Source organism: Kitasatospora sp. NPDC088742 (assembly GCF_055584905.1).
Genome location: NZ_JBVJLD010000034.1, coordinates 1 through 11,228, shown reverse-complemented (window position 1 = coordinate 11,228; position 11,228 = coordinate 1). Strand labels below are relative to the sequence as shown.

The window sequence follows — 11,228 nt, the reverse complement described above, 5'->3', positions numbered from 1 at the left end:
GTGCCGTCCGTGGGACTAGAACTGGTATCAGTTTTCGTCCGTCGGGTGGAGGAGTTCGGGGATGACCGGGGTAGTGGAGCACGGCGAGCTGTTCATCGGGGGCGTCTGGAGCGCCCCGGCGGGGGATGCGGTGATCGAGGTGGTCTCCCCGCACACCGAGCAGGTGATCGGGCGGGTGCCGCACGCCGCCGAGGCGGACGTGGACCGCGCCGTGGCCGCCGCCCGCCGGGCCTTCGACGAGGGCCCCTGGCCCCGGCTGTCGCCGGCCGAGCGGATCGCGGTGGTGACCAGGATCAGGGACGGCCTGGCCGCCCGGGCCCGGGAGCTGGCCGAGCTGATCACCGCTCAGAACGGTTCGCCGATCTCCTGGAGCGTGCCCGCCCAGGCCCACGGGGCGGTGGCGATCTGGAACTCCTACCTGGAGGTGGCCGGGCGGTACCCCTTCGAGGAGCTGCGGGCCGGGGCCTTCGCCCAGGCCCTGGTGCGCAGCGAACCGGCCGGGGTGGTGGCGGCCGTGGTGCCGTGGAACGTGCCGCAGTTCGCCGCCGCCGCCAAGCTGGCGCCCGCCCTGCTGGCCGGCTGCACGGTGGTGCTCAAGCCCTCCCCGGAGACCCCGCTCGACGCGTACCTGCTGGCCGAGGTGGTCCGCGAGGCCGGGCTGCCCGAGGGGGTGCTGAGCATCCTGCCCGCCGGCCGGGAGACCGGCGCGTACCTGGTCGGCCACCCCGGGGTGGACAAGGTCTCCTTCACCGGATCGGTCGCCGCCGGACGGCTGGTGATGGCGAGCGCCGCCCGCACCCTCAAGAAGGTCACCCTGGAGCTCGGTGGCAAGTCCGCCGCGATCGTGCTCCCGGACGCCGACCTGGACCGCACCGTCCGCTCCCTGACCGCCGCCGCCTACCTCAACAACGGCCAGGCCTGCATCGCCCAGACCCGGATCCTCGCCCCCGCCACCCACTACGAGGAGCTGGCCGAACGCCTCACCGCCGCCGTCGCCGCCCTCCCGGTCGGCGACCCGCTCGATCCGGCCACCGCGGTCGGCCCGCTGGTGACGGCCCGTCAGCGGCAGCGCAGCCTCGACTACATCGCCCTGGCCCAGGCGGAGGGCGCCAAGCTGCTCACCGGCGGCGGGGTGCCGGCGGGCCAGGAGCGCGGCTGGTACGTCGAGCCGACCCTCTTCGGCGACGTGGACAACGCCGGCCGGATCGCCCAGGAGGAGGTCTTCGGCCCGGTGGTCTGCCTGACGCCCTACCAGGACGAGGAGCAGGCCGTCCGGCTGGCGAACGACTCCGAGTTCGGCCTCTCCGGCAGCGTCTGGACCACCGACGTCGAACACGGCCTGGACCTCGCCCGCCGCATCCGCACCGGCACCTACGCGGTCAACACCTTCGCCCTCGACTGCGGCCTCCCCTTCGGTGGCTACAAGCAGTCCGGCGTCGGCCGCGAGTTCGGCCCCGAGGGCTTCGCCGAGTACCTGGAGACCAAGACCATCGTCCTCCCCAAGGGGTACACCGCGCCCTGACGGCGGCTCAGAGGGTGAGCAGGCGGGCCGCGGTGTGGAGGTCGGCGCGGACTTCGGCGAGGGAGGTGCGGCCGGAGAGCCAGGCGAGCAGCGTGGCGTGCCAGGTGTGGGCGACGACGCGCAGCGCCGCCTGCTGGGCGGGGGTGGGGGTGGGGCCGAGCTGGGCGGCGTCGAGGACGATGGCGGAGGTGACGGCGGAGACGGCGTCGACCTCGGCGCCGACGGAGCGGTCGGCGAAGGAGAGGGCGCGGACCATGGCCTCCGCGAGCCGGGGTTCGCGCTGGAGCGCATGGAAGGCCTGGGTGAGGGTCTCGGCGACCCGGGCCGCCGGGTCGTCGCCGGTCGGGGGGTGGCGGCGGACCTGTTCATGGAGCTGCTGGAGCTGCTCCTGCATCACCGCGACCAGCAGGTGCACCTTCGAGGGGAAGTAGCGGTAGAGGGTGCCGAGCGCGACCTCCGCCGTCTCGGCCACCTCGCGCATCTGGACCGCCTCGTAGCCGCCGCGGGCGGCCAGCGCGGTGGAGGCCCGCAGGATGCGGCGGCGGCGCTCGGCCTGACGGGGCGTGAGCCCGGCGCCGGGGGCGGCGGTGGTGGTCAAGCGGGCCTCCCCGGGCGGGCGCGTGATGTTCCGGACGGGGGTGATTGAACCACGGGGCGGCAGGTGAGGACACGTCAGCGGGAAGGCGTCGGGAGAGCTATGTCACAGTGAACGCCGGGTCGGCGTGCCCGGCGGAGCAGTCAGAATGGAGCTCTCCGGTGCTGACGTACCCGTCAGTAGTAAGGCGGGGGCCGCTCGGCCGCTCTCGGGCCCGGAGCCGGGTATCTTCAAGGCCCGAAGAAGCATGAAACGTGATCTACTTCCCGGCCCCGCCCGTGCGGACGGGAGGTGGAGGACAGGAGCCCCGGATGACCGCGCTGCCGCCGCGACCGCTGCGCATCGCCCTGCTCTCCTACCGGGGCGACCCGTACTGCGGCGGCCAGGGCGTCTACGTGCGCCACCTGTCCCGCGAACTGGCCCGCCTCGGCCACCACGTGGACGTGATCGGCGCCCAGCCCTACCCGGTGCTGGACGAGGTCGAGGGCCCGGGCAGCGTGCGGCTGGTGGAGCTGCCCAGCCTGGACCTGTACCGGGCGGACGACCCCTTCCGCACCCCCGCGCTCCGTGAGTACCGCAGCCTGGTGGACGTGCTGGAGGTGGCCGGGATGCGCACCGGCGGCTTCCCCGAGCCGCTCACCTTCTCGCTGAGGGCCCGGCAGTACCTGGCCGCCCACAAGGGCCGCTACGACGTGGTCCACGACAACCAGACCCTCGGCTACGGCCTGCTCGGCCTGGCCCGGCACGGCTTCCCACTGGTCACCACCGTGCACCACCCGATCACCGTGGACCGGCAGCTGGAGATCGACGCCGCCGCCACCCGGCTGGAGCGGCTCGGCAAGCGCCGCTGGTACGGCTTCGTCCGGATGCAGCGCCGGGTGGCCGCCCGGCTGGACCACGTGATCACCGTCTCCGGCAGCTCCAAGGCCGAGATCGCCGAGCACCTGGGCACCCTGTCCGGCCGGATCGCGGTGGTGCCGATCGGCGCCGACACCCGGGTCTGGTCGCCCTCGGACGAGGTCGCCGTGGTGCCCGGACGGATCGTCACCACCTCCAGCGCGGACGTCCCCTTGAAGGGCCTGGTCCACCTGGTGGAGGCGCTGGCCAAGGTGCGGACGGAGCGCCCGGCGCACCTGGTGGTGGTTGGCAAGCCGCAGAAGGGCGAGGGCCCGGTGAGCGACGCGGTCCGCCGCTTCGGTCTTGAGGCGCACGTCGAGTTCCGCACCGGGCTGACCGACCGGGAGATGGTCGACCTCTACCGCTCGGCCGAGGTGGCCTGCGTCCCCTCCCTCTACGAGGGCTTCTCGCTGCCCGCCGCCGAGGCGATGGCCACCGGCACCCCGCTGGTCGCCACCACCGGCGGAGCCATCCCCGAGGTGGCCGGCCCGGACGGCGAGACCTGCCTGGCGGTGCCGCCCGGCGACGCCGGTGCGCTGGCCGCCGCGCTGGGGCGCCTGCTGGACGACGCCGCGCTCCGGGACCGCCTCGGCGCGGCCGGGCGGGAGCGCGTGCTGGCCCGGTTCACCTGGCAGCGGGCCGCCGAGCTCACCGCCGAGCAGTACCGCGCGGCGATCGCCACCGGGGCCGGGCAGCGGGCCCGGGCCGGGGCGGGCTGGCGCTACGTCGCCTGAGCCGCGGCGTGTCAGGGAACTGACGGCCGATCACTTTCTCGTCGTACCACCGCACCAACGAATGGGAGCCCCGCAGTGCTGACCGTCGATTTCTCCCGCTTCCCGCTCGCCCCCGGCGACCGGGTGCTCGACCTGGGCTGTGGTGGGGGCCGGCACGCCTTCGAGTGTTACCGGCGCGGCGCGAACGTGGTCGCCCTGGACCAGAACGCCGAGGAGATCGCCGAGGTGCGCAGGTGGTTCGCCGCCATGGAGCAGGCCGGCGAGGCCCCGGCCGGCGCCTCGGCGGTGGCCATGGAGGGCGACGCGCTCAACCTGCCGTTCGAGGACGGCACCTTCGACAAGATCATCATCTCCGAGGTGATGGAGCACATCCCCGACGACAAGGGCGTGCTGGCGGAGATGGTCCGGGTGCTCAAGCCCGGCGGCCTGCTGGCCGTCACCGTGCCGCGCTACCTGCCCGAGAAGATCTGCTGGGCGCTCTCCGACGAGTACCACGAGGTCGAGGGCGGGCACATCCGGATCTACAAGGGCGACGAGCTGGTCGAGAAGGTGCGCGGCGCCGGGCTGGAGCCGTACGGCCAGCACCACGCGCACGCGCTGCACTCGCCGTACTGGTGGATCAAGTGCGCGGTCGGCGTCAACAACGACAAGGCGCTCCCGGTCAAGGCCTACCACCAGCTGCTGGTCTGGGACATCGTCGGGACGCCGGTCATCTCCAAGATCACCAAGGCCGCCGAGAAGGCGCTCAACCCGGTGATCGGCAAGAGCTTCGTGGTCTACGCGAGCAAGCCGCGGACGGAGGGCGCAGGCGCATGACGGCCGCGATCCCCGAGGCGCTGCTGCTGGACGGCGTGCTGGACGCCCGGCAGGCCGCCGACACCGTCCGCTCCATCCTGGCCGACCAGCTGCCCGACGGCGCCATCCCGTGGTTCGGCGGCGGGCACCTGGACCCCTGGGACCACACCGAGGCCGCGATGGCCCTCGACACGGCCGGCGAGCACGCCGCCGCCGAGGCCGCGTACCGCTGGCTGGCGGGGCGTCAGAACCCGGACGGCTCCTGGTACGCCGCGTACGTGGACGGCGAGGTGACCAGCCGGGCGAAGGAGACCAACTTCTGCGCGTACGTGGCGGTGGGCGCCTGGCACCACCACCTGTCCACCGGTGACGACCCCTTCCTGGAGTGGATCTGGCCGGTGGTCCGGCGGGCGCTGGACTTCACGGTGGGCCTGCGGCTGCCCGGCGGGCCGATCGCCTGGCGGCAGGACGAGGACGGCAGCGCGCCGGCGGAGGCGCTGCTGACCGGGTCCTCCAGCATCCTGCACGCGCTGCGCTGCGGGCTCGCCATCGCGGACTACCTGGAGGAGCCGCAGCCGGACTGGGAGTTGGCGGCGGGCCGGTTGCGGCACGCGATCAGCCACCACCCGGAGCGGTTCCTCGACAAGGACCGCTACTCGATGGACTGGTACTACCCGCTGCTCGGGACCGCGCTGCGCGGGCCGGAGGCGGTGGCCAGGATCGAGAAGGACTGGGAGAAGTTCGTGGTGCCCGGGCTGGGGGTGCGGTGCGTCAGCGACCGGCCCTGGGTGACCGGCGGCGAGAGCGCCGAACTGGCGCTCGCGCTCTGGGCGGTGGGCGAGTCCGACCGCGCGGTGGAGATCCTGCGGTGGATCCAGCACCTGCGGCACGAGGACGGGTCCTACTGGACCGGGTACGTCTTCGAGGACGACGCGGTCTGGCCCGAGGAGCGGACCACCTGGACGGCGGGGGCGCTGCTGCTCGCCGTCGCGGCGCTGGGCGGGGACCACGCGACGGTGGCCGTGTTCGGTGGCGAGCTGCTTCCGGCCGGGCTGGTGGTCGAGGACTGCTGCTGAACTGACGGCGTGACACGCGAAAGGGGCCCCATCGGGGCCCCTTTCGCGTCTGGTCACTCCGGGGGCGCGGGGAACGGCAGCACATGCAACTGGCTCGCGTGCCCCGGTCCCACGCTGGTCCGCCTTCCGGACCCGCGCGGTTCCTCGCGCCCCTGGGCGCTGCCCTGCCGGGCGTGTCGCCCTGACGGGAGGTCAGCCGCGCTGGATGCCGGTGGTGTCGCTCAGGAGGCCGTGGGAGCCGTCCTGGAGTTGGGCGACCAGGGCGGTGCCGCGCTGTTCGACGGCCAGGTACCAGGTGCCGGGGAGGAGTTCGCCGACCGGCGGGCCGGCGGGGTTGTCCTTGGGGCTGAGCTGGCGCGGGGCCGGGACGGCGAACCAGAACGGGGCGAAGTCCGCGACCGGGGCGGCCGGCTGGGCGGCGGCCGGGTTCGGGAGCGGGGCGGTGGCGGCGGCCGGGACGGCCGGCTGGACCTGGGTGGGCTCCTGGTGGGAGGCCGGGTTCGGCAGCGGGGCGGTGGAGCCGGCGCCGCTCGGGGTCGGGTAGCCGTACCCGCCGGGCTGCGGCTGGGCGCCGTAGCCGGGGAGGCCGCCGCCCTGGACCGGCTGACCGGGCTGGACCTGCTGGGGCTGGCCCGGGGCCTGGTCGTAGCCGAACGGGGCGCCCGGCGCGGGCTGGCCCGGCTGGAAGGCGCCGCCCGGGGCGAACGGCGAGCCCGGGGCCGCCGGGGTGGCCGGCTTGTCCGTCAGGAGCGGGGCCTGGAGGGCGGGCACCAGCGGGGCGGCCGCGGCCGCCCCGGCGAGCACCAGCAGGGCGAGAACGCTGAGCCAGGCGCCGAAGCCGTGGCTGACGACGTTGCTGTCGCCGCCGCCGGCCAGGGCCCACAGGCCGGACCAGAGGGCGGCGAGCGAGAGCGCGGTGCCCCACTGGTCCAGGCGCAGGCCGAGGACCTGACGCCCGTTGGCGGCCTCGCCCTGGAAGCGCTGCACCAGGATCAGGGCGGCGCCGATGATGCCCAGCAGGAAGACCGAGGGCAGCACCGGGAAGAGCGTGGTGGACCAGGCGTTGTGCGAGGTGGAGCTGCACGCCCTGGTGCCGAGGCAGTACTCGTACGTCAGGTACGGAAGGAAGGAGGAGATGAAGAGCAGGACGGCCGCACCTGCGACGGCGGCGTCTCCCCTGGTGAGAGCGCGCAGATTCACTAACGTTCCCCTCGTCGGTGTGTGTCGTGGACGGCTGTGTGGTTCGGGACGGTGCAAAAGCCTAGGGCCAAGCCGTTCGGCGCCGCACGGCGGGTTCCCGAAAACGGACAGTGTCGTGGCAAAACGCCCAACATGACCTCCGGACGGGTCAGCTCTTGGTAGCGCCGGCGGCCGGGGCGGTGAGGAAGGCGGTGACCGCGTCGGCGATGCCCTGGGCGGCGCGCTGGCGCCACTGAGGGTCCGTCATCCGCCGGGCGTCGCCCTCGTTCCGCATGTTGCCGCACTCGATGAAGACCTTGGGCACCTTGGAGAGGTTGAGCCCGCCGAGGTCGTTGCGGACGTCCAGGCCCTGCTCGCCGATGTAGTCGGCGTAGGGCTCGTCGGTGGCCGCCTTGAACTGGTCGCGCAGCAGCGTGCCGAGGCGGCGGGAGGGATCGACGATCGCGGTGGTGTCGGCCTTCCCGGCCTTCACCCTGGCGGGCACGATGACGTGGAAGCCGCTGCGGGCGGCCGGGGCCCCGTCGCCGTGCACCGAGACCGCCGCGTCCGCCTTGGCCTCGTTGCCGATCCGGGCGCGCTCGTCGATGCACGGGCCCCAGTCGCGGTCGTCGTCCTGGGTGAGGACCACCTTGGCGCCCCGGGCCGTCAGGATCTCCCGGGCCCGGTGGGAGACGTCCAGGCTGTACGCGGCCTCGGAGTAGCCGGCGTCGGTGCTGGTGCCGGTGGTGTCGCACTCCTTGCGGGCGTTGCCGATGTCCACCTGGCGGTTGATCTGGGAGCTGTGCTTGACGTTGCCGGGGTTGTGCCCGGGGTCGAGCAGCACCGTACGGCCCGTCAGGACGCCCGCCCCGGTGGGGACCCCGGCCGCCCCGGCGGGCGGGGCGGGGGTGGCGGCGGGGCCGGTACCGGTGTTCGGGGTCGGGGAGGACGGGACCTCGGTGGGCCAGGTGCTGGGCATCGGCGCCTCGGGGTCCGAGGCGGGCGGGGCGGCCTGGGCGGCCCTCCTGGAGCTGTCCGCCTCGGCGCCCTGACAGGCCGTCAGGGTGAGGGCGGCCGCGCAGGCGAGGGCGGCCAGCGCGGCGGCGCGGCCCGGGCCGGTGGTGGGGGAGGTGTGGGGGGTGGTGGAGCGGGTCACGGGTGGTTCAGATCCTGTCCCAGGTGCGCGGCGTCAGACCGAAGGTGTTGGCGAAGCCGTTCCACTTCGCCACGAAGTCCTTCTTCGCCTGGGTCGCCTGAGGGTTGAGCTCGTTGGCCCGCTTGCGGTCCGCGGTGTTGGGGGCGGCGTTGTTGACGCAGCCCTGGCTGCCGACGGTCTTGGCCCAGGCCGCGTAGGCCCGGTCGATGTCGCCGGAGGTCTGCCAGGCGGTCCGCAGCTGGGCGGCCGCCTCGGGCCCGCCGGGCAGGTCGGTGAACTGGAGCTTCGCCAGATCGGCCACCAGCTGGTCGCGCTGGGCGGCGCCGGTCTCGAAGGTCTGCACCGCCGTGTCGATCTCCGGCTTGCCGGGGCAGCTGTTGACCTTGGCCACCGCGTTGCCGATCGGCGCCTTCGCGCCCTCGCCCCGGGCCAGCAGGTCGTTCAGCGCCTTGGCCTGGGTGGCGGCCTGCGGGCCGCCGACGGTGGAGGGGGAGGCGGAGGGGGACGGCTCGGTGGCGGCGGGGGCGGTCGGGTTCGGCGCGGAGCCGTCCGGGGTCTGCGCCGGAGCGGGCTGCGGCGCGGTGGCGCTGCCCGAGGGGGACTTGGCGGTGCCGCCGCCGTCGCCGTTGGAGTTGCGGACCGCCCAGGCCACGCCGACGCCGATCACGATGACCAGCACCACGCCGATCGCCGCGAGCAGCGGCACCCGGCGGCGCGGGCGCTCCTCGGGGAGCTCCTCGTAGTCGAACTCCTGGAAGCGGGGCGGGAACTGCGGCTGCTGCTGCGGCTGCTGAGGGAACGCCGGGAACTGGCCCGGGGCGGGTGCGGCCCCGGCCGCCGGGGGGAAGCCGCCGGGCTGCTGGGCGTGGGGGTGGTGGGCTTGGGGCTGGTGGGGCTGGGGCTGGGCAACCGGGGGGAAGCCGCCGGGTGCCGGGGCCGCGGCCTGCGGGAAGCCGTAGCCGCCGGGCTGCTGCTGGGCGGGGGGTTGCTGCGGGGCGCCGAACTGCGGTGCGGCGGGCGCGGGTTGAGGTGCGGCCTGCGGGAATCCGGGCTGTGCGGGGGCGGGTGCCGGAGGCTGGGGGAAGCCGTAGCCGCCGGGGGCGCCCGGGGCGGCGGGTGCGCCGGGGGCGGGCTGGGTTGGGTAGCCGTAACCGCCGGGTGCGCCGGGTGCGGCGGCGGGCGGGAAGCCGGTGGCCGGGCCGGACTGCTGGAGGTAGGGGCGGGCACCGATCGGCGGGCCCTGGTCGCCGACCGCGCCGGGCGGGGGCGGGGTCTGTGCCGGGTAGCCGTAGCCGCCCGGCTGAGGGGGCGTCAGCGGCTGCTGGTGACCGCCCGGCGGCGTCGGGGCCGGGGCGGCCAGCTGGAAGATCGCGGTGCTGGGGCCGTCGTCCAGCTGCTGCTGTCCGGGGGCAGCGGGAGCGACGGGCACGCCGGGTTGCTGCGCCTGCGGGGCGGCCTGGGCGGGCGAGGGGCGGATCCACCCGCCGGCGCCGCCCCGGGCGGTCGGGTCCCAGACCGCCGGCGCGGTGCTGTCCTGCTCGGTCATGCCTGGCCTCGCCCCCGCTGTGGAAGTGGTGCGTCCTGGGTTCGCGTCGTCCGTCCGTTCGGCGACACGGTACCGGCAGTTCTCGGGCGCACCAACGCGGGGCACCCGGTCGACCCGGCATTCGGGATGACGTTAGAGCATCCCCGATCGTGCCCGCAGGATGACAACGATCTTCGGAGCTCGTTCACCCGTGCGATCATCCCCGGATGGACCACGGGGACGCAGGGGGGAGCGCACTCGCTTCCCTGGCGGGGCTGCTGGACCGCTCGATCGGGCAGATCGCGGAGGCGGCGGCCGACGGCCGGACGTACGACCGCGGACGGATCGTCATGCTGGCGGACATCTGGGACAACTTCACCGTCCCGTTGGTGCGGGCCGTCGCGGCCGCCACCCCGGCCGAACGGGAGGCCCGGGCCCGGGCCGTGCTGGCGGAGCTGGTGACCCGGGGGCCGGCGAAACGGGCCTGGGTGCTGGAGCAGCTGGGAGCGGGTTGGGCCCGGGAGCTGCCGCCGGGATGGCAGTCGGCCCCGTACCGCAGCCATCTGGACCGGGTCCAGCCGGGAGTGCTGCGGTTCACGCCGGAGACCGCCGCGGAGCTGGCCGTCGGCCTCGGCGAAGGTCAACCTGGCCGTGCCGCCCGCCGACGGGGACGGCCCGTGGCGGATGACGGCGTACGAGTACCCCGGACCCGACTTCCTTCAGCTGGAGTTGACGGACGGTCAGCTGGCGGTGCGGCGGCGCAGCACCCGGAGCGAGCCGGTGACGGAGAGCTCCTCGAAGCCGTCCTCCAGCGCGCGCAGGTAGACCCGGTAGGGGGCCTGCCCGCCATCGGCGGGGTCGGGGAAGACGTCGTGGACGACGAGCAGGCCGCCGTCGGCCAGGTGCGGGGCCCAGCCCAGGTAGTCGGCGGTGGCGTGCTCGTCGGTGTGGCCGCCGTCGATGAAGACCAGGGCCAGCGGGGTGGACCAGAGGGCGGCGATCTGCGGCGAACGGCCGACCAGGGCGACCACGTGCTCCTCCAGGCCCGCGTGGAAGAGGGTGCGGCGGAAGGCCGGCAGGGTGTCCATCCGGCCGACCTCGGGGTCGACCAGGGAGGTGTCGTGGTACTCCCAGCCCGGCTGCTGCTCCTCCGAGCCACGGTGGTGGTCCACGGTGAGCGCGACGGTGCCGGTGGCCCGGGCGGCGTCGGCCAGCAGGATCGCGGAGCGGCCGCAGTAGGTGCCGATCTCCAGCACCGGACGCCCGGTGGCCCGCGCCGCCTCGACGGCGGCGGCGTACAGCGCGAGGCCCTCGTCCACCGGCATGAAGCCGGTCGCGGCCTCGAAGGACGCGAGCACCTCGGGGGCCGGGTGAAGGTCCGTCATGGTGCTGCTCCCTGTGGTGCGGTGCCGGTCTGCCGGTGCGAACCCTACTGGACGGTAGGCGGGGTCTACCGGTGCGGCGGGGAGTGGGGTATATCTGGGAGCCGTTTTCTGGAACCCGTTCTAGAACTCCGCAGTCGTACGCTGCTGTCCACCACCCACAGGCGAACCCCGGGAGCGAGCCCCATGCGCGCAGCGATCCTGCACGAGACCGGCCAGGACGAGCTGGAGGTCCGCGAGGACGTCGAGGTGGTCGGCTTCGGCCCGGGCAAGGTCCGGGTCCGGCTGCGGGCCACCAGCCTGTGCCACTCCGACCTCTCCGCGATGAGCGGGGTGCTGCCGCAGCCGGCGCCGTTCGTGCCCGGGC

The 11,228-nt window shown here is 74.5% G+C and carries 10 protein-coding genes and 1 pseudogene; 5 read left to right on the top strand and 6 right to left on the bottom strand.

All coding sequences use genetic code 11. The features are described from left to right. Positions 1–61: 61 nt before the first annotated feature. Entirely contained in the window at positions 62–1,522 is a 1,461-nt protein-coding gene (locus ACZ6ZR_RS24745; RefSeq protein ID WP_465645693.1) for an aldehyde dehydrogenase, read from the top strand. A 7-nt stretch (positions 1,523–1,529) separates the two neighbouring features. On the opposite strand, the gene ACZ6ZR_RS24740 is transcribed toward ACZ6ZR_RS24745, so the two are convergent. Next, positions 1,530–2,120, bottom strand: a complete 591-nt coding sequence (locus tag ACZ6ZR_RS24740; protein ID WP_465645691.1) for a TetR family transcriptional regulator — start codon at positions 2,118–2,120, stop codon at positions 1,530–1,532. A 308-nt stretch (positions 2,121–2,428) separates the two neighbouring features. Between ACZ6ZR_RS24740 and ACZ6ZR_RS24735 the strand changes: the two genes are divergently transcribed. The 3 genes from ACZ6ZR_RS24735 to ACZ6ZR_RS24725 all read left to right on the top strand — a co-directional run bounded on the left by ACZ6ZR_RS24735 (position 2,429) and on the right by ACZ6ZR_RS24725 (position 5,619). Continuing rightward, on the top strand, positions 2,429–3,748 hold the full coding sequence (locus ACZ6ZR_RS24735) for a glycosyltransferase family 4 protein (RefSeq protein ID WP_465645689.1): 1,320 nt from the start codon (positions 2,429–2,431) through the stop codon (positions 3,746–3,748). A gap of 75 nt (positions 3,749–3,823) precedes the next feature. Further along, positions 3,824–4,564, top strand: coding sequence for a class I SAM-dependent methyltransferase (locus ACZ6ZR_RS24730; protein ID WP_465645687.1), 741 nt, complete (start codon positions 3,824–3,826; stop codon positions 4,562–4,564). Further along, positions 4,561–5,619 (top strand): prenyltransferase/squalene oxidase repeat-containing protein, encoded by a 1,059-nt coding sequence (locus tag ACZ6ZR_RS24725; protein ID WP_465645685.1) that lies wholly within the window; start codon positions 4,561–4,563, stop codon positions 5,617–5,619. Before ACZ6ZR_RS24730 ends, ACZ6ZR_RS24725 begins: the two co-directional genes overlap by 4 nt. A gap of 192 nt (positions 5,620–5,811) precedes the next feature. On the opposite strand, the gene ACZ6ZR_RS24720 is transcribed toward ACZ6ZR_RS24725, so the two are convergent. The 5 genes from ACZ6ZR_RS24720 to ACZ6ZR_RS24700 form a co-directional block, all read right to left on the bottom strand. Further along, positions 5,812–6,819, bottom strand: a complete 1,008-nt coding sequence (locus ACZ6ZR_RS24720; RefSeq protein WP_465645684.1) for a hypothetical protein — start codon at positions 6,817–6,819, stop codon at positions 5,812–5,814. 148 nt (positions 6,820–6,967) lie between these two features. Beyond that, complete coding sequence (locus ACZ6ZR_RS24715; protein WP_465645682.1) at positions 6,968–7,954, bottom strand: N-acetylmuramoyl-L-alanine amidase; 987 nt, start codon at positions 7,952–7,954, stop codon at positions 6,968–6,970. Between the two features lie 7 nt (positions 7,955–7,961). Then, a complete protein-coding gene (locus ACZ6ZR_RS24710) occupies positions 7,962–9,500 on the bottom strand; it encodes a hypothetical protein (RefSeq protein WP_465645680.1) in 1,539 nt (512 codons plus the stop codon). 196 nt (positions 9,501–9,696) lie between these two features. After that, the gene (locus ACZ6ZR_RS24705; protein ID WP_465645678.1) at positions 9,697–10,077 is read right to left on the bottom strand and encodes a hypothetical protein; all 381 of its coding nucleotides are present in this window, start codon (positions 10,075–10,077) and stop codon (positions 9,697–9,699) included. 142 nt (positions 10,078–10,219) lie between these two features. Continuing rightward, complete coding sequence (locus ACZ6ZR_RS24700) at positions 10,220–10,864, bottom strand: class I SAM-dependent methyltransferase (protein ID WP_465645677.1); 645 nt, start codon at positions 10,862–10,864, stop codon at positions 10,220–10,222. Between the two features lie 183 nt (positions 10,865–11,047). Here ACZ6ZR_RS24700 and ACZ6ZR_RS24695 point away from each other — a divergent pair. Continuing rightward, a pseudogene (locus tag ACZ6ZR_RS24695) lies at positions 11,048–11,228 on the top strand (Zn-dependent alcohol dehydrogenase); the annotation flags it as partial.